Consider the following 22746-nt stretch of genomic DNA (forward strand, 5'->3'; position numbering starts at 1 on the left):
TCAGACTCCGCGTTACACAGCTTCAGAAGCAGGAAAGACAATCAGAAAACAGACTCCTTTTTCAGGAAGACCCGCCTGAGTATCAAGAATTTTCAATTCCGCATTATGCAAACGCAAAATCGAGGCAACCAGCGTCAGTCCCAGACCACTTCCAGGAATATGTCTGCTTTTATCAGATCGGTAAAAACGGGATAAAACAGCCTGCCGTTCGTCAGGTTGTATACCTATGCCTGTATCCTCGACAGCAATGAAAGGATGATGCCCTGTCATACTGACAGAAATCCGGACCGTTCCTCCAGAAGGTGTGAATTTTATTGCATTATCAACAAGGTTTCCAAGCATTTCGATCAAAAGATCCCTGTCTCCGTTTACAGAAATCCTTTTCTCCGGAAAAGCAGCCAGAAACTCTATACCTTCACTCTCTGCTATCGGTTCATAGAGATCAACAATATCATACACGAGCGTCGCCAGATCTATTCTGGTAAATGCCGCACGCCCCTTGCTGTTATCGATTTCCGTCAGTCTCAGCAAAGCCGTTATGATAGAAAAACACTGGTCCAGATTACCGATTGCCCGTTCAATTACAGCCCGCAAGGCGTCCGCGGACAAGGCCTGCGGCCCTGAAAGAGCTCTTTCCAGCCCCACCCGCACACGGGCCAGCGGTGTGCGCAGATCGTGGGCAATATCGTCTCCCACGCTTCGCATGTCATGCATAAGCTGTTCCAGCCGGTCCAGCATCCGGTTGACGCTGCCCGCCAGACGCTGCAACTCATCCTGCTGGGCGCCAGCGGGCAGCCGTTCATGAATGTCCCCCTGCATGATCAGATCGACAGCTTCATGCATTTCCTTCACACGGGTCAGCGCTCTGTGACTCAGCCAGGTTCCCGCCAGGAGAGCAAAAAAGACGATGGGAACAAGAGTGACGAGCGAAGCATGCCGGAGCATGATCTTCTGCTCTTCCAGAACATGCAGACTACGCCCAAGAACAAGAATATGCCCGTCCGGCATGCTCGCCGCGAGAAATCTCAGCGTATAGGGACTCCCCTCTTCCGGCTCCATCACAACATTGTGGAGCTTGCCATCCGCGACCAGACCATCCGGCCATGTACGCAGCTCACCGACAACCGGTTGATGGGATGCCGTAAAAATCCCTGCCTCATTCACGACAAGTCTCAAATCATCGGTGGCGCGCTCGCGGATAACATATTCGAGATGTTCCGTCGTCATCGCCAGAAGCAGCTTCATTTCGCCGTTCAGGACCTGACCGGACCTCCGGAATTCGACCGATGTCATCTGGGTATAGGTCAGGCTGAACTGCACGACGATGGTGCCAAGCATTGCCAGAGCGAATGCCAGCCCCAATTTGAAACGTGCCGTCCGGAAAAGAGCCAGCCGGTCACTCTGAAGAAGATTTTTCAGCAAGGTGATCCTAATCCGAAGACTGTAGGGTAAAACCCGCTCCCCGAATGCTGTGAATCAGGGTCTGCTCCCCAGAGGCGTCCACCTTGCGGCGCAGCTTTCCGATATGCACATCCACCAGATTGGTCTGCGGCGTGAACCGATAGTTCCAGACTTCCTCAAGAAGCATCGCCCGCGTCAGAATCTGTCCCGGACGACGCATCAGATATTCCAGAAGCCGGAATTCCCGTGGCAACAGCTCGATTTCACGCCCGTCCCGTTTCACCGTGCGGTCAATGAGGTCCATCGTCAACGGACCGACGCGCAAGATGGTCTGACGGATGTCATCCGGACGACGCAGCAGCGCTTCAATCCGAGCAATCAGTTCCACCATGGCGAACGGCTTTGTCAGATAGTCGTCACCGCCCGCCTTAAGACCACTCACCCTGTCATCAACAGCGCCCAGCGCTGACAGGACAAGAACCGGAGTACGGCCCCCCTTCTGTCGGACTGCCTCAATCAGAGACAGGCCATCAAGCTCAGGCAGCATACGATCAACAATCATGACATTATACTGACCGGCAAGCGCCTGCTCCAAACCAGAGCTTCCCGTCTCCGCAACGGTCACGTGAAAATCACGCCCCCTCAGTTCCGCTGAAATTTCTTCAGCGATGTCAGCGTCGTCCTCGACAAGCAGAACCCGGATCCCTTCGACGCCATCAGGCGCTGTAATGGTCATATCTGTCATCCTTCACCGATGCCCTGCACATGCTGACCTGACCACTAAAATCCTTTTCAGAAACAGTACGGTCGTCCAGAAACCGACGCATCACTCCCCGGAAAGGAAGTGCGCGCCTCCTACCCCATCAATTCCGATTTCCTCACCTGTGGCAAATCAACAGAACGAATGGACTTCACATCGTCGAGACAGAAAAGCCTCCACCTGTCTATTTTCCTTAACCTTTCACAGCGATGACGCCGCGAACGTGTCACACTGCCTGATGTCGCCACTGCCAAGCCCCCGACGGAACCAGGTGACACGCTGCGCCGAACTGCCATGGGTAAAACTGTCCGGGACAACATAACCCTGCGTTTCTTTCTGAAGTCTGTCGTCACCAACCGCTGAAGCGGCGTTGAGACCTGACTCCACATCGCCATTTTCAAGGATATGTCTGGCGTCGTCAGCACGTTTTGCCCAGACGCCCGCAAAACAGTCCGCCTGCAACTCCAGACGGACCGACTGACTGGTCGCACCACGTTGAGTCGCGCCATATTGCTGATTCATCTGCTGCATGATGCCCAACTGGTTCTGAACGTGATGTCCGACCTCATGCGCCACGACATAAGCGCGGGCAAACTCACCACCAGCACCGAGGCGGTCCTGCAACTCCCGGAAAAAGCCAAGGTCCAGATAAACCTTCTGATCCGCCGGGCAATAAAACGGGCCAGCCGCGGTCTGGGCGTAACCACAGGCCGAATTTATGCCGCCGCTGAAAAGAACCAGGTGCGGAGGGCGGTAGGTTCGTCCCATCTGCGTGAAATAGTTTGTCCAGACATCCTCCGTGGACGCCAGAACCCGGGCGATGAAACGCTTCTGTGCGTCATCGGCGGGGGATGGAGCCTGCGCAACGGTGGGACCGCTGCTGACCGCCCCACCGCCACCTTCCAGAAGATTGAGAACGATCTGTGGATCAACGCCAAAATAAAGTGCCCCGACAATCAGCAGGATGCCGCCAATTCCGCCCACCCGCAAAGGCACGCGCCTGCCTCCGCCACTGGCCCCACGCATATCCTCAATATTGGTGCTCTCGCGTTCATCATCCAGACGCATGGATACAGGCTCCGTTCGTGCAAGGTCTCACTACCGTTGATATCTAACGACAATGGCAGGAAAAAGCTGCAACAGAACGCTCCACACCGCACGGATGGAAGACAGAAGCGGACTGGAATATCTCTGCCCGCTTCACAGACGCCTGACTCAGACCTGAAAAATTAAGGTGTTACTCAACACGATCAGGATGGCGTCCGATCGTCAGGCCTGCGTCATGCATCGTCCGAGGCTGTGCGAAAAAGAAGCTCCCCACTTTAAAAGCCGGTCACAGCAGGCCGTCGCGCACGACACACTGCCTCTTGCATTCTGTTTTTCAGCGCCCATATCCTTGGCAAGATCAAGACCATGGCCGCGCCGCCTCCTTGAGGGGCGCTCCCCCATGGCCCTGACCGTCGCCTCACTTCAAAGGGACAAACAGGAATATGGACATTCAGAAATTTACAGAACGGTGCCGTGGCTTTCTTCAGGCTGCCCAGACGATTGCGCTCCGTGACTACAACCAGCAACTCACGCCCGAGCATCTGCTCAAGGCGATGCTGGACGACAGTGAAGGCGCAGCCTCCTCACTGATCAAAGCCGCTGGCGGCAACCCGCCCGGCGCTCTGGCGGCCGTGGAAGAAGCGCTCGCCAAACTCCCGAAAGTTCAGGGAGGCGGAGCCGGACAGCCACAGGCAACGCCTGACCTCGTGCGCCTGCTCGACAACGCTGAACAGGCCGCGCAGAGGGCGAACGACTCCTTCGTCGCGCAGGACCGGCTGCTCGTCGCCATCGCGGCGTCCGACACACAGGCGGGCCGCGCGCTCAAGGCCAACGGTGCTTCCGCCGAAGCACTTGAAAGAGCCGTGGCGACAGTCCGCAAAGGTCGCACCGTGACCAGCGAGAATGCCGAAGCCGGGTTCGACGCGCTGAAGAAATATGCCCGCGACGTAACCGCCGTGGCGCTGGCGGGCAAGCTCGACCCGGTCATTGGCCGTGACGAGGAAATCCGCCGCGCCATTCAGGTTCTGGCCCGTCGCAGCAAGAACAACCCGGTCCTGATCGGTGAGCCGGGCGTCGGCAAAACCGCCATCGTGGAAGGACTGGCCCAGCGTATCGTCAACGGTGACGTGCCTGAGGCGCTGCGCAACAAGAAGCTGCTCTCCCTCGACATGGGCGCGCTGATTGCAGGCGCGAAGTTCCGTGGCGAGTTCGAGGAGCGTCTGAAGGCGGTTCTCAAAGAAATCGAATCCGCCGAAGGGCAGGTCATCCTGTTCATCGACGAGATGCACACGCTCGTCGGCGCGGGGCGCTCCGATGGTGCGATGGATGCCTCCAACCTCATCAAGCCGGAACTCGCCCGTGGCACGCTGCACTGTATTGGCGCCACGACGCTCGACGAGTATCGCAAATACATCGAGAAGGACGCGGCGCTCGCCCGCCGTTTCCAGCCGGTGTTCGTTGGCGAGCCTTCGGTCGCCGATACGATCTCGATTCTGCGCGGCATCAAGGAGAAGTACGAACTCCATCACGGCATCCGCATCGCCGACGGCGCGCTTGTCGCCGCCGCCACGCTGTCGAACCGTTACATCACCGACCGTTTCCTGCCGGACAAGGCCATCGACCTGATCGATGAAGCCTCCAGCCGTCTGCGGATGCAGATCGACAGCAAACCGGAAGACCTCGACGAACTTGATCGTCGCGTCATCCAGCTCAAGATTGAGCGTGAGGCGCTGCGTAAGGAAAACGACTCAGCCAGCCGCGAACGTCTTGAAAAGGTCGATGCCGAACTGGCCGAGCTGGAAGAGAAATCCGACGCAATGAACGCCGCCTGGCATGCGGAAAAGGACCGGGTCACCGCCATTCAGAAGCTCAAGGAGCAACTGGACGAAGCCCGTTCACAGGTGGAAGTCGCGCAACGCAAGGGCGATCTGGGTCGCGCTTCGGAGCTGATGTACAGCACCATTCCGCAGTTGGAAGCCAAGATCACCGAGGCGCAGAACGAAGAACAGACCAGTTCGGCCAATGATCTGGTGTCGAAAGCGGTTACCGAACAGAGCATCGCCTCGGTCGTATCCCGCTGGACCGGCATCCCCGTGGATCGCATGGTCGAAGGCGAACGCGCCAAGTTGCTCCGCATGGAAGATGAACTGCGTCGCCGTGTCGTCGGTCAGGAGCCTGCGCTCAAGGCCGTGGCCAGCGCCGTGCGCCGTGCCCGCGCCGGATTGCAGGACCCGAATCGTCCGATCGGCTCGTTCCTGTTCCTCGGTCCGACCGGCGTCGGCAAGACCGAACTGACCAAGGCGCTCGCCGAATTCCTGTTCGACGACGAAAAGGCCCTGCTCCGCATCGACATGAGCGAGTTCATGGAGAAGCACTCCGTGGCCCGTCTGGTCGGTGCGCCTCCGGGATATGTCGGCTACGAGGAGGGGGGTGTGCTGACCGAGGCCGTGCGGCGTCGGCCCTATCAGGTCATCCTGTTCGACGAGGTGGAAAAGGCTCATCCGGATGTCTTCAACATCCTGCTTCAGGTGCTTGATGATGGTCGTCTGACCGACGGTCAGGGCCGCACGGTGGACTTCCGCAACACGCTGATCGTGTTGACCAGCAACCTCGGCTCCGACGTTCTGGCCAACCAGCCGGACGGCGAAACCACCGACATGGTGCAGGCTCAGGTCATGGAAGTCGTGCGTGCGCACTTCCGCCCCGAATTCCTGAACCGTCTGGACGAGATCGTGCTGTTCTCACGGTTGCAGAAGAAGGACATGGCGCGGATCGTGGATATCCAGATATCCCGTCTCCAGTCGCTGCTGACCGACCGGAACATCGTGATCAGGCTGGACGATCTGGCCCATCAGTGGCTGGCCAACGAAGGCTACGATCCGGTCTATGGCGCCCGTCCGCTCAAGCGGGTGGTTCAGCGCACCCTGCAGAACCCCCTCGCGGAATTGCTGCTCGAAGGCACGATCCATGATGGCGAGGAGGTCACGGTCTCGGCCAACGGCGATGGCCTGATCATCAACGGGCGTGAAGCGGCGACCGTTCTCGCCTGATTGACCGGCTGAACTGACGTTATGAAAAAGGCTCCTCTTTTCGGGGAGCCTTTTTCTTTTGGAGAACGTCAAATCTCGTAAAGTCACTGCGCTCAGGCGCTCTATGCCTCATCTGTCACTTGCGTCTTCCTCCGCAGTCTGGGAAACCGGCCTCCTTCACCGGCGCGACAGGAACTCCTTCTCATGATCGAACGCTATACGGATCACGCCGCGAACGAACGCACCTTTCTCGCGTGGATACGCACGGCGCTGGCGCTGGTCGCTTTCGGTTGTGTTCTCGCAAAATTCGATCTGTTCCTGCGCCTTCTGGCTGCCCAGCATGCCGTGACCGTCCATCAGTCCTTCGCATCCACCTCGGAAGTGGGCATTCTTACTGTCCTGACAGGCATTCTCCTGCTTCCCGTTTCTTACTGGCGTTTCTGCAAGGTAAGAACGGCGCTGAATGAAACAAAGTCCATGGATATCGCTCTGGCAAAAGTTGAGGGCATCCTGACCATTGTCCTGATCGCCCTCTGTCTGGCTGTGTTTGCCGTGCTGCTTCCAGCCATTACCGGCTGAAAGCCGTATCGCGTTTCTGCAACACGGTCATCGATAGACCATGCCTCCATCAATCAGAATCGCCTGACCCGTCACATAATCGGAATCCGGTCCGGCAAGATAGGACACGAGCGCCGCGACATCGTCGGGTGTCTCCGGACGGCCAAGGGCTATGCCTTCAACATATTTATTGAAGGTCGCTCCTTTTTCAGCCCCTGTAAGTTCGGCGAAAAGACTGTCGATTTCGACCCACATGTCGGTTCCCACGACACCGGGACAGTAGGCGTTCACTGTGATCCCCTTGCTGGCATATTCCTTGGCCGCTGCCTGTGTCAGTCCCCGCACGGCGAATTTCGTCGAGGAATAGACCCCCAGCAACGCGTATCCCTCATGACCGGCAATGGAGCAGGCGTTGATGATCTTTCCTTTCTGCTGCCGCATCATGAACCGGTCTGCCGCCGCCTGGATGCCCCACAGGACACCCTGCACATTGATGCGATAAATTCGCTCGACATCTTCCGGCGTGACGGCGGCAATCGGTTTCACCTGTGCAATACCGGCGTTGTTGATCATGACATCAAAGCCGCCCAGCGTCTGATCAGCGTGATCCACGGCGGCCCGAACCTGCTCCCGGTCCCCGATATCCGCACTGAAAGTGGTGCAGGTTCCGCCCTGTTCGTGAATCTCTCCGGCCACCCCATCCAGCGCTTCCCGCTTGATATCGACCAGAGCGACGGCAAATCCGTCACGCACCAGACGCAGGGCGATGCCCCTGCCAATCCCCTGTGCCGCGCCTGTCACCAGTGCGACTTTTTTTGATGCTGTCATGCTGCCCCCTCCCGCTGGACATCGGCTTCGGCCGTGCCCCGGCAGCACATCACGCCTGCATTTCCGATTACAAAATACGCAGGTTCAGTCTCTCAATTTCGTGACAACAGCTTGTCCGTTCTGTCGCATAAACGCGACAGGCCTGCCGGAAACAGCCCTGATTTCCATCAGGAAGAAGCTTTGATCAGGAGAAATCCTCGTATGGGCGTGGGGAAACTTTTCAACTCCGGCATGCGTTCTGGAAGGAACGGAACAGGAGTATTTCCCATGGACCTTTTACGCTGGACCCTGATTTTTCTGGTGTTCGCCCTGATCGCGGCGGTCTTCGGTTTTTCCGGCATAGCCGCCAATTTTGCCTATATCGGCAAGATCCTGTTCTTCATCTTTATCGTCATGTTCGTCATCAGCCTCTTGTTCGGCCGCAGAAGGGGCTGAGCAACCCGACAGCAAGCAGAACAAGAACAGTCAGGGCTGCCACTCCCTCCATCACGGTAAGGGAGACCGGCAGCCCGTCAAAAAGATAGGTCGGCATGTCGCAGGGCTTGGAGGGCCGTAACGGCATGGAGGCCAGCCGCTCCGCCATTGTCGCGCCGGTCAGATGCGGGGACAGGCATTCGGGCAGCGGGCTCTTCCAGAAGCGCCACTCGACCCCGGCGTGAACGCCCACAAGAACGAGATCGACCAGCAATGCCGGCACGCCGCACCACGCCACGGTTCTGGCCCAGCGTCGCGGCACGAGCAGACCGATCACCCCGATCACCACCAACGCACGCCAGGGCCAGCGTTCCCACAGACAGAGCGCACAGGGCGCTATGCCAAGCCCGTCCTGCACCCACCATACGAAAAGCATCGCCACAACCCCCGCGACTATCAGCAGGAGGCTGGGCAGGCGTACCGTTCCGGGTGTCTGTTTATTGAAAATTCTGCGTCGTGGCATCAGCACCATGCGCCAAGCTTTCTGTTCCACATGGAAATCATGTGTTTCGGGAAACGTGCGTATAGCAGCACCCCACATGAATTTCACCCGGTACCGGTCTTTCCGGTACGATTCAGGGCTTTCAGAAAATCCCGGGCCCAGGAACCGGCTGTCGTGTTGCGGACCTCACTGTTGAGGATGTCCCAGCGACGCTTGCGCTCTTTCTTTTTCATGGTCAGCGCCAGATGCAGGGCATCGGCAATCGCGTCCGCATCGTGCGGGTTGACCAGCAGCGCCTCATCCAGCTCCGGCGCAGCCCCCGCCAGATGTGACAGGACAAGCGCGCCGGGATCATCCGGGTTCTGTGCCGCCACATATTCCTTGGCGACGAGATTCATGCCGTCACGCAGGGGCGTGACCAGCGCGACATCGGCGAGACGATAGAAACCCGCCAGTGTCTGACGTGCGATAGGTCGCGTCAGATAGCGGATCGGCGTCCAGTCATAGGCGGCGAAGACACCATTGATCCGGCCGATCGTTTCATCAAGCTGACGGCGCAGCAGACGGTATTCCTCGACCTCGCCACGGGAAACCGGCGCGACCTGAAGATAGGTGACATGCCCATGATGCTCGGGATAACGGATCAGCAGCTTTTCATAACCGAGAAAACGCTCTTCCAGCCCCTTGGAATAATCCAGACGGTCCACGCCGATAATCAGCGGCTCGTCATGAAGACTTTCTCGCAGACGACGCACCTCCGGCCCATCGAAAGCCTCCCTCGCCTCCTCGCTGAAGGAAACGGGATCGATCCCGATCGGACAGGCGACTACCCGGGACGGGTCGGTCATGCCTTCGACACGCAGGCATTCCCATAGGTTCTGGGCGTCTTCTTCTGTCTGAACGCCGATGAGATCATAGGATTGCATGGCCTCCAGAAGGGCCGTCGCCGGCGGCAGGGCGCGGAACAGGCTCCAGGGCGGGAACGGAATATGTAGGAAGAACCCGACGGGAGCGGTTACGCCAAGCGCACGCAGCTCCTGCGCCAGCGGAAAAAGATGATAGTCATGAATCCAGATGATATCATCAGGCTTCAGAAGAGGAGCCAGCGTCCGGGCGAACATCCTGTTCACCTCAAGATACTGCTGCCAGTCCGCCCGTCCATAATTCATGAGCCCCAGCCGGTAGTGGCAGAGGGGCCAGAGGATGCCGTTCGAGAAACGCTGATAATAGCCGCGATGCTGCGTCGGGGTCAGAGGAATCGTGGCGTAGGTTACCGTCCCGTGCGTATCCAGAGACGGCACAGGATCCGCGTCCGACTCCACCTGTCGGCCAGACCAGCCGAACCACAGGGTCTGCTGATCCTCACGCAGGGCATCGGCCAGACCGACCGCAAGACCACCCGCGGGCTTGTTTCTCTCCCGAGGGTCCGGCACCCGGTTGGAAACAACGACAAGACGTCCCATCACTCCGCCCCACTGTCCGTCGGACGCGCCCCAGCCTGCACCCCGGCCTGCGCCTCAACCAGAGACGCAAGCCAGCCCCGGAAGACCGACGGCGTCGGAAAATCAACCGGAATACGCAGCCCGGCTCCTCCCGTACGTGCGGCAGCCCTGATGGCGTCCTCATCCGTCACGTCGTCTCCGACAAAGACCGGTCTGCGACCGGCAAACGGAGCGTTTTCCATGAGCAGTTCGACCGCATAACCCTTGTCCACACCGGCTGGCCTGATTTCCCACGCCATCTTGGCCGACTGAATATGGAATTTGCCATCTTCTTCCTTCATCCACGCCTCCGCTGCCTTACGGAGCTGCCCTCCCGTTTCCGGCGCCCCCCTGTAATGCAGAACGAACCCGCCGATCTTTCGTTCCAATCGCGTGCCCGGCAGGGACGCGACCAGTTCCTGCGCCTCGATCACCCACCTGCTGGGAACGGAGGGAAGAGCGGCCCGCTCAATGGGGCCGCCCGGACGATGACGGATGGCGATGCCGTGCTCCCCGGCAACGGCGAACGGTATATCACCCAGAAAGGCGTCGATCTGATCAACAGGCCGCCCGGAGATGATCGCCAGAGCGCCACCCGTCGCTTCCCGCAGCGCGAGCAGCGTCTCCTTCAGCCCCGGCGGCACGACCACCGACTCAGGAGTGGGAGCAATATCGACAAGTGTGCCGTCAAAATCGAAAAGAAACGCCACCTGCCCCAGAGGCATATGACTGCGTGTCAGTTTGGCGGTTGAATCCTGAGGAGCTGAAGTCTTGTCCGAAGAGTTCACGACAAAATACCTTCCCTGCTCGCCTGTTCAGCCTGCGCCAACCCGGCTCATCCCGGAGGGCAGCGCGTACAGGTCGTTTCACTGATGGAGCCGCGCCTGCTGCGTAGAGTGTCCCGTTTCACCATAGCGTCACCGGCATTGCTACAGACGGACCAGATCCCCTGCTCCGCGTCTCCATCGCAACAACGTCAGGGTTGAGCCCCGTTCGTCGCGTCATGATCCGTTGAAGAACCGGAAGAAGATGGAGCGATTTCGTTATTTTCTGGTGTATCGCTCCCATGTCCGCTGTCCTGCTCCTGACCCGATTGTGAACTGTCAGGTTTCTTCCCGGGCAGAGGCGGAACCGCCGGTTGCTCCAGCGTCGGCAGCATGGGCTGAATATCGTTCCCTTCACAGGTCACGACATGCACATCATAGATCGGGCTTTCGAGAATGCCCAGTGACGGTTCGGCGGCAAGCATCCAGCCATGGAAAGTCGCGCCTTCAGCCCGACGATCCTGAATATCGAGCCATGCGGCGGCATCCTGACGCGCTGTCGGGGCATGTTGCAGGCAGCGCGTCACGCCGATTTCAAGCGTCTCGTAATGAGAGGTTTCACCAACCGGGATTTTCACGGTCTCAACACGGGAATCGAGACGATTGAGCACCCGCACGACGGCTGTACTCTTCCCCTGCCATGTGTTGCGCGGATACATCGCCGGTGGCGCCAGCGGCTCCGCTGCAACAGCCGCTCCAGAGAGGACCAGAACTGACGCCAGCCCCAGAAACGCCCGACCGGACCGTACCAACATCTTCGTTTTCACCCTGCCCGTCATACCGAAGACCTGCCGAGAGGGCTGGTGAGAGACCCCACGAGGGCCGTCAGCATTTTTTTCATTTCAGCCTCATCCACACCCATCAGCACCGCGTCTTCAAACGCGTCCTGCATGACGCCCTGCAACTCTTCCCAGTTCTGACGGAGAACCAGCAATTTTTCCGTGCAGGAAACAGGCGTTCCATCCGACTGAGGCCAGAGAGAGGGAACCTCCGTCACGGCAGCGTCTCGCCCTTCGGCGCATCCATTTCTTTTTTCGCCTTCGCCTGATTGGCCTGCGTCAGCGTATCCGTGACAGAGAAAATGAACTTGCTCAGCAACTGCTCAAGACTGATCGACCCCTGCGTCTCGCTGATCTCACCACCGGCTTTCAGGTTTTTCGTGTCACCACCGGGTGAAATGGCGATATATTTGCCGCCGAGGAGACTGTCGCTGGTGATGATGGCAGCGCTGTCCACCGGCAGTTGCACGTCCGGACGCACCGTGAACACGACTTCCGCCTGAAAAGTTTTCGGATCGACCCCAGCGGACACGACATGGCCGATCGAAATCCCGGCCAGTTTTACAGCCGATCCGATATCGAGACCGTCGATGTGGGAGAACCCTGCCCTGAGCTGATAGCCCGCATCCGTCTTGCGGCCACTGCTGACTACGGCAAGCCCCAGCAGAAGCACGAAGGCGATGATCACGGCGAAACCCGCGAGGAGCTCAACGGTCGAACGTGTTCTGCGAAGAGGTGACAGCGCCTCCGCAGGCCGGGAAGTGGTCGAAACAGAACTCATGAGTTCTCATACGCCTTTAAGATCATCCGTTCTTGTCGTCTGGAATGATGAAGCCTGACAAGCCCGGTAGCGCAACTCTCTGGCAAGAATATGCCCGCGCCCGCATATCCGCCTATTCAGGGCACGTTAAAACGTGCCCTTTTGTCGCGGCTTCCGTTCATGTCTGAAACTTCGGCCGCTCAGCCTTCCGGCGTCCAGGCGTCGTAATCACCTGTCGCTGACGGACGACGCCCACCCCTGTAGGCGCTGCCGGGAGGACGATAGGCCTCCGCCGTGCCAGTCTTGTTGGGCTCGTAGGGCAACTGCCAGGGCTTGCGGGTCTCCATGGGGATCGGCTGATCCTCCATGTAATGCAGCCAGCCCCACCACTCGGGCGGCACAGCGGATGCATCCTCACCCTTCCTGTAGATGACCCAGCGCTCATGGCGCTCGCCCCCACCCATTTTACGGGTAGGTCGCCGCGACTCGTAATAGGCGCGACCATCATTGTCCTTGCCCACAAAACGTCCATGCAGGCGGGTATGAAGAAGGGTGCCAAGCGTTGCCATGAGCACGACCATAGGCTGTCGAACTGCCGCCGTCCACCGCTCACGCGCTTCCTCGCGTTCACTTTACGCAGCACCTCCCCGAGAACGAGTCCGGACGTATCGCCGCACGCCCCGGAAGCGTCACTCCACTCCTTTTCCAGCCTTGATAAAAGTTATCCCCCATATCCTCGCTTTCCCGACCATTATCCCCTCCTTATCCTCAGCCTGCCCCGCTTCCGCCCGCCTCTCGCGGAACGATAAGCTTCCGGCATGAACGCTCATCATTTCTGGAACGGTGTCGAAATGCGCACCGTCATGGCCTCCGCCGACCCCGACGCCCCGGCACGCGCCATTACGCTGCCCGCCGACTGGGATGACGAGGCCGCCGCCGCTCTTGCGGACATTGTCACCGGAACACGGCCGGTCTCTCTGCCGATGGAGTCCGCACGCTGGATCGACTCCTTTACATCCGGTGCAGCGCAGCCGGGCGCAAAGGACGCTGGTCCATCACGCGGAGAAATCATCAGCGGGCGTTCGCTCGCATGGCTCCTGATCCTCAGGCAGGCCGCGCCGACACTTGCCGTCTGGCATGGCGCATCAGACAGACGGCCGGGATTCGTCCTCAACCTCGCCGCCTTCGTGCTGCCGGGCGAGGATTTCGCCGCCGAGACGTTTGTGGCGGCGCTCCGCCTGCTGTGCCTCGTTCTGCGCACGGACGCCCGCGTCAAGGCCGCCCGGCGCAATGGCGAACTGCCGCTTGACGAGGTGACGACCACCGAACCGACGCTGTTCGATCTGCCGACCACACCGTCCGAGATGAAATCCCCGGCAAAACCGGTGACGCCATCAGTCCCGGCCGAAGCCGACATCACAGGCAGCCTGCTTCCGGACGCACCGCTTCCGATCGTGGGCGAGATTCTGCTGACCAATCTGGACGCCTGCCTCGCCGCTCTCGGTCTCGACTATGACAGCGATGACGGACGTGACGCGGCCTGCTCGATCGTCGCGCTGACAACACTCGTCTCCCGCGAGGGCACAGGGTGCGACCATCTCCCCCTCATGCCGCATCGCCATGTGCTGCCGGGTCTGTCCGCCGCGATCCGGGACGCATGGTCGCGCGCCGCCGTCGATACCGACACACCAGAAGCCCGGATTGAAACAGGCTTTTCCTCAACCGGACCTGTCGATGCGCTGCTGGGCTGCGAGGCCTGCGGCCTTGCGCCTGTCTTTTCCCCGCTCCGGCCCGATGGGCGTCTTGCCGCAAGCACGCTCAATCGGCTGGCCGCTCGGGGTCTATCCGTGGAAACGGCGCTGGCGGCCTCTCTCGCGGGCGAAAGCCCGCTGATTCTGCCGACAACCGACGCGCATATGCGGATGTATCGCGCCCTCGCCGGATTTGTGGACCGTGTTCCGGCTCGCCCGGACCCGACGATGGCGCCACCGCCCCGTATCCTGCCACGCGGCACGTTGCAGCCGCTTCCCGAGCGCCATACCGGAATCGCCCAGAAGGCCTCGGTCGGTGGTCATCGCTTCTTCCTGCGAACAGCGGAATATGAAGACGGCACGCTTGGCGAGATCGCCCTGACACCGGCCCGTGAAAGCGCGATGGTGCGCGGTCTGATGGAAAGCTTCAGTCAGGCCGTGAGCATCGGTCTGCAATATGGCGCGCCGCTGGAAGACTTCGTCGAACGGTTCGCCTACTCATCATTCGGTCCCGCCGGCACCGTCGAGGGTGACCCGGTCACATCCTATGCGACCTCGATTCTGGATTACGCCTTCAGAGCGCTGTCCAACCTGTATCTGCAACAGCGTCTACCCGATGCGCCGCATGAGGACGATCAGCAGGGAGGTTCGCCGTTGCTACCGTTCGATTTCAAAAGCGGCGATGCCGCCAAACCGTCACCACCGGGCGGCCGGCGGGGATTGCGGCTGGTCAGTTGATCACAGTCCTCTCATTTCCTGAAGAAGACTGCCTTGTGCGGGCGGCATGACTGACTGCCGCCTGCGAAGGTTGATATGGGTTCTGCCTGTACCCGAAAGAGACCACAGGCTCCTTGACCCGATTTGTCCCCTAAAAAAACAGCTTCCAAAAGCACACCTCTCGCGGGGTTCGGGACAGCGCCCCGTAATCTCCCCGGAGCAAAGGATTCTGATATCACCTGCCCGGATAAAATTCCGAAAAGAGCAGAGCGAGACGCTCACCCGCTCCGCCATGCACGACATCGCACAGATCACTGGCCAGCCGATCGATCAGATCCGCGCACTCGATCCGCGTGCGCCAGACATGAGCCATAACCTGCTCGGGAAACAACAGCCCCAGCAGGTTTCCGGCGATGGCTCCCGTGCTGTCGCTATCCCCTGAATGTGTCACGGCGATACGCAATCCTTCCTCAAAACCTGTCGCGACACGGGCCGCATAGAGCGCGATGGACAGCGCTTCTTCCGCGACCCAACCCTGCCCAAGCGTTGCAACCGTTTCCGGCCGTCCATCCGGTAAGGCGACCCCGGCCCGCTCCACGGCCGTTCTTGTCGCCGCGTCCAGATCCAGCCCATTCAGAGACCGGACGGCTTCTTCCAGAGAAACGCCTTGCAGCAAATGCGCCAGAATATGCGCCTGCGCCCGTGCGGCACCACGACCGGCTGGGTGAGCATGTGTCAGATAGGAACACGTATCAGCCAAAGAATCAGAGTTTAGACCGGCATAGAGGGCGACCGGCGCAACACGCATGATCGTTCCACATCCCTTGCTGTCGTTGACAGCCGTTTCCCCGAAATGCTCAGCGGCTTCCAAGGAAGACAGACAGGTTATTCCCGGCGCGCGACGACGATGCAGACGTGGATCACTGACGAGACCACACCAGTCAAGAATATGCGTTTTTGGTGTCTCCCCCTGCGTGATCAGCCAGCGTAGCAAAGCATGATGCACAACGCTCGGAGGATGACATATTCCTTTCAGACTACCGCGGACAGCGGCACGAATCAGTCCTTCCGCCGTAAACAGAGTCATCTGCGTGTCATCCGTAATGGCCGCCGGACGCCCATCATGCGGCAGAATCCGGTCAACACCGTTCGGAAAGCTCTGACGGATACGATCCAGAGACCAGAACTCCATTTCCGCCCCCAACGCATCGCCAATGGCGCCTCCGAACAGGCAGGCGCGGAACAACAGACATTCCCTTCTGTGTTCCTTCCGCCGCTCTTCCAGCCATGCCCTCTGACGCGGCAGCGGTCCGGCACCATTACGGGCTTTTGCAATCTGTTTCAGAGCTCGGGAGATACTTTCGCCTCGCTCACACTGAAGCAGCGCAGCCACCAGCGCCGTACGTTCCAGTCCGGCGCTGCAATGGATCACGACCCTGCCTCCCGCTTCCAGCCGCTGATGCAGCACAGGTGAAATCCGACGCCACACCCGCAACCAGTCAGTATCCGGAATGCCAGCGTCAGGGATGGGCATGACATACCACAGCAGCCCAGCCTCTCTCATGGCGGCGCTCATGTTGCCGACCCGCAGGTGGTCCATCTCTTCCTGTCCTGTCAGGGAGATCACGATATCCGTGCGCCAAAGGCGCAGGCGCAGAATGTCCGCCTGCACATCACGGTTCCAGTCGGGACCGGAAAGGGACGGTCCCTTTCGCCCCGGACAGAGGGTCATGCCGACGCTGCCTTCAGCCAGATGGAAACTGTCGATCATCAGCGGATGGCTCAAGGAATCTCGCAAGTCTGGTCTCCTCGGGTCTGGCGGGGCAGAATGTCACCCGCGCACTTTGTTCCTGAAGCCGTTTTTCATGAAAGCGCGCTGCAATATCGAACCGTCGGGATTTTCCGCATGCCTCTTCACAAATCCTATGTCGCCCTGACGTGGACCCGCCCTGTTCCGTGGGCCGGGTTTGACACTCTTTCCTCCGATATCGACGTCGCGGCACAGCAAAGCCGCACCATCCGCTATCAGCGTGATCTGATCCGACAATACGTGCGCGAGGTGAACGGCATTCTGGAGCGGGAGGTGGCTCTGCTGGAACTGGAGCCTGACCGGGCGACATCCGAGAGTCTGGCGACCCTTGAAAAACTGGCGCAGGAATGCCCCCCGAACGCCACATTTCTGAGCGTGGACTTCACAGCCGCTCAAGGCTGGCGTCCCCAGCCTGCATTGAGAAAAGGCCTGCCTCCAGAGCGATGTGTGGCGCTGCCTCCGACTCCCATGATCGTGGATGGAATGCTCTTCGATCCACAAGGGCATTTCCGGGAATGGAGGATGAGGGAAAAGAACCACATGCAGTCAAAGCCGGAGCATCGACAGACCATTCTGCGCGCTCTGGACAGACAGGAGGGTCTGTCGTTACGCCAGCAGGCGGACCTGCTGAATGAACGGCACCTTCAGACACATGGCGGAAAACTATGGACAGCAGACAACCTTCGAAAATTTCTTACCCTTTCAGAATCAACCGACATATCCGGCCCGTGATCTACTTATGCCGGATCCGAAATATCTTTCAGAAATAAAGATTTTTATCCATCATGATCAGGTCAGGATGCTCCCTCCTCCTGCAACCAAGAAGCACCTTTATAAGAGCACAAGGCAGAGAATTCATGGAAGCTGCTCTCTTGCCCCCCTGTTATCCCTGCCTCAACCCGCCTGTTCAGTGATGACCGGCAGACCGATCCGGCGCAAGCCGCAGCACCGTGCCGTTATGATCTTCTGAAATCAGCAGGGTTCCATCCGCCATTACGGCCAGACCAACGGGCGAACCTGTCGGATCGCTGCCCGGCTGGGTGAGGTTACGCCACCCCTGAACGAGCGGCTGCGGAGAACCCTGCGGTTTGCCATCAGGATTGATCGTCAGGCTCATGACACGATGCCCGGTATCCCGATAACCGTGATACGCTATGAGAATCTTATTCTGTAATTCCGGGAAAGCCCTTCCAGAATAAACAAGCATACCGAGAGGCGCTGCGTGGGCAGGCAGCAGGAGATCCGGTGGCGTTACCCCTGAACAGTCATGCTTTGGATATTCGGGGGCTGGTTTCCTGTCATCAAAACAGTAAGGCCAGCCATAGTCTTTTCCTTTCTGCACCACGAGAAATGGTTCATGAGGAAGTGTTTCATCGGACAGCTTTGGATCAACGGCGTTGATGCTGTCGCGTCCATTGACTGCGGCAAGCAGCACCCCGTTCGGCATGACAGTCAGCGCCGCAGGATTCCGCATACCGGTAGCAACAACAGTCGCAGCCGAAGCAGGCTGGGGTTTATCGTTCGGCCTGAACCACAGGATCGAGGCGCGAGGCACCTTTCCCTGCGTCTCGGGACAGGCTTGCGAAGCGACCGGCAGGCCACCCGACGCTGTTTCACAATTATTCGTAGCAGACCCCTCACTGACATACAGACCGCCGTCATGGTCCGCCGCCAGAGCCTTGAGAGGGTGACGGCCAACGGAAGGCAGATCGGTCAGAACCTCCCGTGTCTCCGCCGAACCGTTGTCATGCAGAACCACACGCAGGACACGGTCAGGCAGGCCGATATAAAGCTGCCCATCGGATGCAAAGACGAGACCGCTGGGACGATCCAGCCCGGTCAGAAGCACCTTGCCCGCCTCATGGCCATTCTGTCCGAACGCCAGAAGGCGACCACGGTTACGCTGCCAGCCTCCCATATCCACGACATAAACTGTCGAGCTCCTGACAGCCATATCCCGCGGAAAACGCAAACCAGAAGTCACAAGTCCCATGCATGTTCCGGCGGGTGTCTCCAGACTGACACGCGGAAATCCGTCACATGACCCGCTGGTTGTATAAAGAGAGCGGGCATGGGCTACACCCATCCCTGCAAATGCGGGAAGAATAACTGATAAAAAGCAGATTCTCTTCAAAAACCCGCGTCGCCGACGCTCATCACTCATAGTCTGCTCCTCCGGAACATATCTTCACCAGAAATCCTCTCGTCTCGCATCAGTCACGTGAAAAGCGCCATGCTACAGCAGCACCTCTTCCCCACCATCATCCGTTGTATCGAGGCTCCGCAACTGCCGGGCCACGACCCGTGTCCGCTGCCGCGCATCCTCGATCGTCGAACTCATCGCCTGTGCGTTGCGGGACAGTTTTTCGAGAACACCGTCCATCTTCAGCATTTCCTGCCGTGTCGCGCCGAGAAGTCGGGCAATCGTGTCCGTACGTTCCTCAAGAGAAAGCGTGACATAACCAAGATGAATGGTCCGCAGGAGCGCCGGCATGAGTGACGGTCCCATGATCAGAACGCGGCATGTCCGGCCAATCTCGTCAATCAGTCCCGGCGCCCGCGCCACCTCCGCATAAAGACCGTCCGTCGGCAGATAAAGGACGGCGAACTCGACCGTCTCCGGCGGCACGATATACTTGGAGGCGATCTTGCGCGCCTCCATCTTCACCGTGTTTTCCAGAGCCCGACGCGAGCCTCGCTCCGCATCCCTGTCGTCCTGCGCCACAGCATCGAGCAGCCGCTCATAGGCTTCCGTCGGAAATTTGCTGTCTATGGCGAGCACCGGCGGATTTGGCCCGCGCACGGGCATCCGCACGACAAACTCGACCACATCGCGGCCCTGTCCAAGGCGGCGGTTGGCTTCAAAGGTGCCGGGAGGAAGCACGTCCTCCAGAATGGCCCGGAGCTGCGCCTCTCCCCATCCGCCCCGTGTTTTGACATTGCCGAAGAGGCGCTTGAGGTCGCCGATCTGCGCCGTCATGGCCGACACTTCTCCCATGGCTTTCTGCATGGCCGAGAACTGCTCCAGAACCCGCTGGAAGGACGTCTGCATCTGACGCTCGACCGCCGCATGCAGTTGTTCCGTCACGGCGCCTCGAATGGCGTTCAACTGAAGCGCGCTCGCTTCCGCCATCTCCCTGAGCGCCTCCGACTGCATGGCGCGGACCTCCGCCTGATCCTTGCCGAGCGCGCCGGACAGATGCGCCACACGCTCCATCAGTTCCGCCCGCATCTGCTCGACACGACCGATCAGCGCCCGCTCGGTTTCCGCCAGCCTGACCCGCTGCTGCTCGGCTTCGGCATGACGCATACCGGCCTCCCTCTCCACCAGCACATAGAGCCGCGCGAGCAGGTCGCTGTCGTTCCCCCCACCAGAAGTTGAACGACGACGCAGAAGAATGAAGAGTAGAAAGACGATTATCAGACTGGCGCAGACCAGCAGCCCAAGCCACAGACCGGTTTCAGGGGAGCCCGCAGACGTTGGAACCATGACTCACTGTGCTTTCTGAACGATCGAACGCCTCCCCTCTAACAAATCAGAACAAAACAAGAAAGTGCTCCGGGATTTGGTGCGAGGCCCCTGTCCTGTTATCGAAACCATTACGCCCACTGCCTTGCTGCTGTGACAGGACCAACAAACAACAAGAATTCTCCTGCGCGGGATCACTCAAAGAGCCATGATAATGACAGAAACATCTTCTCCTCTCCCCCGGCGGCAACTCTGGAAAAGCCTTTATGTGCAGGTTCTGGTCGCCGTCGTGGCCGGTGTCCTGCTTGGCTATTTCGATCCGGGGCTGGGAGCCTCCCTGCGACCACTGGGCGACGGTTTCATCAAACTGGTGAAAATGGTGATCGCGCCGGTCATCTTCCTGACCGTCTCCACCGGCATCGCCGGGATGGGCAATCTGGGAAAAGCGGGACGGATCGGCGCGAAAGCCATGACGTATTTCCTGTTTTTCTCGACGCTCGCCCTCATTGTCGGCATGATCGTCGCTAATGTCGTCCAGCCGGGCGCTTCCATGCATGTGGACGTTCATTCGCTCGATGCAGCCAGCGTGGGGACTTATGTGGAACGGGCGAAGGACCACTCCTTCTCCGACTTCCTGCTCCAGATCATCCCGACGACGACCGCCAGCGCCTTCACCTCCGGCGAGATTCTTCAGGTTCTGTTTGTCGCCATCGTGTTCGGCATCAGCCTGTCGCAGATGGGACCGCGTGGTGAGCCCGTTCTCAAGCTGTTCAAGCAACTGACCGAGCTTGTGTTCGGCGTGGTCCGGATTGTCATGCTGGCAGCCCCGATCGGCGCTTTCGGCGCCATGGCTTTCACCATCGGCAAGTTCGGCATCGGCTCCGTCATCAGCCTGATCTGGCTGGTGGCCACGTTCTACTTCACCTCCATCCTGTTCATTCTGCTGGTTCTGGGCATTGTCACCCGTCTGTGCGGTTTTTCGATCATCCGCCTTCTCCGTTATCTGCGCGAGGAACTGTTGATCGTTCTGGGAACAAGTTCCTCTGAATCCGCTCTCCCCACCCTGATGGCGAAGCTGGAAGCGGCAGGCTGTGACCGCCCCATCGTCGGGCTGGTCGTGCCGATGGGCTATTCCTTCAATCTTGACGGCACCAACATCTACATGACGATTGCAGCCCTGTTCGTGGCGCAGGCGACGGATGTACATCTGTCCCTGGGAGAACAACTGGCCCTGCTGCTCGTCGCCATGGTCAGTTCCAAGGGCGCCGCGGGCGTTACGGGAGCCGGTTTTGTCACGCTGGCCGCGACCCTGTCCGTCGTGCCGTCCATTCCGGTCGCGGGCATGGCGCTGATCCTCGGCGTGGACAAGTTCATGTCCGAGTGCCGCTCTCTCACCAATATTGTCGGCAATGCCGTTGCAACCATCGTCGTGGCGCGCTGGGAAGGCGCGCTGGACATGGACAGGCTACAGGACGCACTGGCCGGTCGGCTGCCTCCGCCACAAGCGGGCATTCCGGACAACCTCGTATCCGGCCATGAGGAAATCACCCTGAAGGGCGCAAACGATTTTCATTAAGGCATGAGAGGATTCAGGCCTGTCCGTGGAACCTGTATCCTCGCCTGTCTCGTGACATTCCCTTTTGGGAAATACAGTCATGTGCGTGAACCCTCCGGCGAACAAACCCTTTGCCGAAGGAGGCGTCTGTTCAGATCACGATGTGAACACGATGGTTTTGTTCCCGTTCAGGATCGTGCGCATCTCGATGTGATACCGCACGGCCCGTGACAGAACCCGGCGCTCGATATCGCGCCCCTTGCGGATCAGATCTTCCGGGCTGTCCGCATGCGAGATGCGCTCGACATCCTGTTCAATGATCGGGCCTTCATCAAGATCGCTGGTGACATAATGCGCTGTCGCGCCAATCAGTTTTACGCCGCGATTCCACGCCTGATGATAGGGGCGCGCTCCCTTGAATCCCGGCAGGAACGAATGGTGGATGTTGATGCAGCGCCCGGAAAAGACCGATGCCATCTCATTGGATAGAATCTGCATGTAGCGCGCCAGCACGACGAGTTCCGTCTGGCTTTCCTGCACGAGCGAGAAAATGCGGGCCTCCTGCTCCGTCTTCGTGTCTTTGGTAATCGGCAGATAATGAAACGGAATCCCGTAGAAATCGACATCCCTGTATGTCTCTTCAGGATGATTGGCGATGATACCGACAGGGTCGATCTGAAGTTCGCCGATCCGCCAGCGATACAGAAGATCCACCAGACAGTGATCGAACTTCGACACAAGGATCATGACCTTGGGACGATAGGACTGACAGTTCAGACGGTATTGCATCTGGAACTGGCCCGTCAGCGTCTCGACAATCCCGCGAAGATCGGCCTCCGTGCGCCCACCTTTCACGATATCGAACATGATCCGCATGAAAAAGCTGCCGCTGCCCGTATCATCGAACTGCTGCGCTTCGGTAATGTTCGCGCCAGCTTCGAACAGGGTCTGGCTCAGGGCGGCCACGATGCCCGGCTGATCCGGACAGCTCAGCGTCAGAATGTAGCCTTTGCTGCCGGGAGAGAGCGTCGTCATGCACAAAAGTCCATTTCCGAAAAAGA

Annotated in this window: 21 protein-coding genes; 6 read left to right on the top strand and 15 right to left on the bottom strand. The window is 59.2% G+C overall.

The window, feature by feature from the left end:
- Positions 1–12: 12 nt before the first annotated feature.
- From LKE90_RS09540 to ypfJ, 3 genes are all read right to left on the bottom strand, one after another.
- The gene (locus tag LKE90_RS09540) at positions 13–1338 is read right to left on the bottom strand and encodes a sensor histidine kinase (RefSeq protein ID WP_407066089.1); all 1326 of its coding nucleotides are present in this window, start codon (positions 1336–1338) and stop codon (positions 13–15) included.
- Between the two features lie 91 nt (positions 1339–1429).
- A complete protein-coding gene (locus LKE90_RS09545; protein ID WP_291493081.1) occupies positions 1430–2137 on the bottom strand; it encodes a response regulator transcription factor in 708 nt (235 codons plus the stop codon).
- A gap of 225 nt (positions 2138–2362) precedes the next feature.
- Entirely contained in the window at positions 2363–3229 is an 867-nt protein-coding gene (gene ypfJ, locus LKE90_RS09550; RefSeq protein ID WP_291493080.1) for a KPN_02809 family neutral zinc metallopeptidase, read from the bottom strand.
- Between the two features lie 422 nt (positions 3230–3651).
- Here ypfJ and clpB point away from each other — a divergent pair, with 422 nt between their 5' ends.
- The gene (clpB, locus tag LKE90_RS09555; protein ID WP_291493078.1) at positions 3652–6258 is read left to right on the top strand and encodes an ATP-dependent chaperone ClpB; all 2607 of its coding nucleotides are present in this window, start codon (positions 3652–3654) and stop codon (positions 6256–6258) included.
- A 183-nt stretch (positions 6259–6441) separates the two neighbouring features.
- Positions 6442–6816 carry a YidH family protein gene (locus tag LKE90_RS09560; RefSeq protein WP_291493076.1) on the top strand — a complete coding sequence of 125 codons (375 nt, stop codon included), beginning with the start codon at positions 6442–6444 and terminating at the stop codon, positions 6814–6816.
- A 27-nt stretch (positions 6817–6843) separates the two neighbouring features.
- Here LKE90_RS09560 and LKE90_RS09565 read toward each other — a convergent pair whose 3' ends face one another.
- Entirely contained in the window at positions 6844–7623 is a 780-nt protein-coding gene (locus LKE90_RS09565) for an acetoin reductase (RefSeq protein ID WP_291493074.1), read from the bottom strand.
- 267 nt (positions 7624–7890) lie between these two features.
- On the opposite strand from LKE90_RS09565, the gene LKE90_RS09570 reads away from it, so the two are divergent.
- Positions 7891–8058: a DUF1328 domain-containing protein gene (locus LKE90_RS09570; protein ID WP_291493311.1), complete on the top strand. Its 168-nt coding sequence runs from the start codon at positions 7891–7893 to the stop codon at positions 8056–8058.
- Here LKE90_RS09570 and LKE90_RS09575 read toward each other — a convergent pair.
- The 7 genes from LKE90_RS09575 to LKE90_RS09605 all read right to left on the bottom strand — a co-directional run bounded on the left by LKE90_RS09575 (position 8027) and on the right by LKE90_RS09605 (position 12952).
- Entirely contained in the window at positions 8027–8590 is a 564-nt protein-coding gene (locus LKE90_RS09575) for a disulfide bond formation protein B (RefSeq protein ID WP_407066088.1), read from the bottom strand. The genes LKE90_RS09570 and LKE90_RS09575 overlap by 32 nt on opposite strands.
- Positions 8591–8643: 53 nt before the next feature.
- Entirely contained in the window at positions 8644–10002 is a 1359-nt protein-coding gene (locus LKE90_RS09580; RefSeq protein ID WP_291493308.1) for an alpha,alpha-trehalose-phosphate synthase (UDP-forming), read from the bottom strand.
- Entirely contained in the window at positions 10002–10745 is a 744-nt protein-coding gene (gene otsB / locus LKE90_RS09585) for a trehalose-phosphatase (RefSeq protein ID WP_291493306.1), read from the bottom strand. The genes LKE90_RS09580 and otsB overlap by 1 nt, the downstream gene beginning before the upstream one ends.
- Positions 10746–10996: 251 nt before the next feature.
- Complete coding sequence (locus LKE90_RS09590) at positions 10997–11599, bottom strand: DUF2155 domain-containing protein (RefSeq protein WP_291493071.1); 603 nt, start codon at positions 11597–11599, stop codon at positions 10997–10999.
- Between the two features lie 20 nt (positions 11600–11619).
- Positions 11620–11841, bottom strand: a complete 222-nt coding sequence (locus LKE90_RS09595; RefSeq protein ID WP_291493070.1) for a hypothetical protein — start codon at positions 11839–11841, stop codon at positions 11620–11622.
- Positions 11838–12404 carry an outer membrane lipid asymmetry maintenance protein MlaD gene (mlaD, locus tag LKE90_RS09600; protein ID WP_291493068.1) on the bottom strand — a complete coding sequence of 189 codons (567 nt, stop codon included), beginning with the start codon at positions 12402–12404 and terminating at the stop codon, positions 11838–11840. Before mlaD ends, LKE90_RS09595 begins: the two co-directional genes overlap by 4 nt.
- Before the next feature lie 179 nt (positions 12405–12583).
- Positions 12584–12952 carry an NADH:ubiquinone oxidoreductase subunit NDUFA12 gene (locus tag LKE90_RS09605; RefSeq protein WP_291493066.1) on the bottom strand — a complete coding sequence of 123 codons (369 nt, stop codon included), beginning with the start codon at positions 12950–12952 and terminating at the stop codon, positions 12584–12586.
- Between the two features lie 249 nt (positions 12953–13201).
- On the opposite strand from LKE90_RS09605, the gene LKE90_RS09610 reads away from it, so the two are divergent.
- On the top strand, positions 13202–14872 hold the full coding sequence (locus LKE90_RS09610; protein ID WP_291493064.1) for a TSCPD domain-containing protein: 1671 nt from the start codon (positions 13202–13204) through the stop codon (positions 14870–14872).
- 214 nt (positions 14873–15086) lie between these two features.
- Here LKE90_RS09610 and LKE90_RS09615 read toward each other — a convergent pair whose 3' ends face one another.
- On the bottom strand, positions 15087–16649 hold the full coding sequence (locus tag LKE90_RS09615; protein WP_291493062.1) for an ADP-ribosylglycohydrolase family protein: 1563 nt from the start codon (positions 16647–16649) through the stop codon (positions 15087–15089).
- A 108-nt stretch (positions 16650–16757) separates the two neighbouring features.
- On the opposite strand from LKE90_RS09615, the gene LKE90_RS09620 reads away from it, so the two are divergent.
- Positions 16758–17393, top strand: coding sequence for a hypothetical protein (locus tag LKE90_RS09620; RefSeq protein WP_291493060.1), 636 nt, complete (start codon positions 16758–16760; stop codon positions 17391–17393).
- Positions 17394–17568: 175 nt separating this feature from the next.
- On the opposite strand, the gene LKE90_RS09625 is transcribed toward LKE90_RS09620, so the two are convergent.
- Together LKE90_RS09625 and LKE90_RS09630 are read right to left on the bottom strand one after the other, a co-directional pair.
- A complete protein-coding gene (locus LKE90_RS09625) occupies positions 17569–18615 on the bottom strand; it encodes a PQQ-dependent sugar dehydrogenase (protein WP_291493058.1) in 1047 nt (348 codons plus the stop codon).
- A gap of 282 nt (positions 18616–18897) precedes the next feature.
- Positions 18898–20151: a DNA recombination protein RmuC gene (locus LKE90_RS09630; protein ID WP_291493057.1), complete on the bottom strand. Its 1254-nt coding sequence runs from the start codon at positions 20149–20151 to the stop codon at positions 18898–18900.
- 193 nt (positions 20152–20344) lie between these two features.
- On the opposite strand from LKE90_RS09630, the gene dctA reads away from it, so the two are divergent.
- Positions 20345–21706, top strand: coding sequence for a C4-dicarboxylate transporter DctA (gene dctA / locus LKE90_RS09635; RefSeq protein ID WP_291493055.1), 1362 nt, complete (start codon positions 20345–20347; stop codon positions 21704–21706).
- A 135-nt stretch (positions 21707–21841) separates the two neighbouring features.
- Here the strand turns inward: dctA and purU are convergent, their stop codons facing one another.
- The gene (purU, locus tag LKE90_RS09640) at positions 21842–22720 is read right to left on the bottom strand and encodes a formyltetrahydrofolate deformylase (RefSeq protein WP_291500996.1); all 879 of its coding nucleotides are present in this window, start codon (positions 22718–22720) and stop codon (positions 21842–21844) included.
- Positions 22721–22746: the final 26 nt, after the last annotated feature.

The organism is Acetobacter sp., assembly GCF_022483985.1.
GTDB lineage: Bacteria > Pseudomonadota > Alphaproteobacteria > Acetobacterales > Acetobacteraceae > Acetobacter.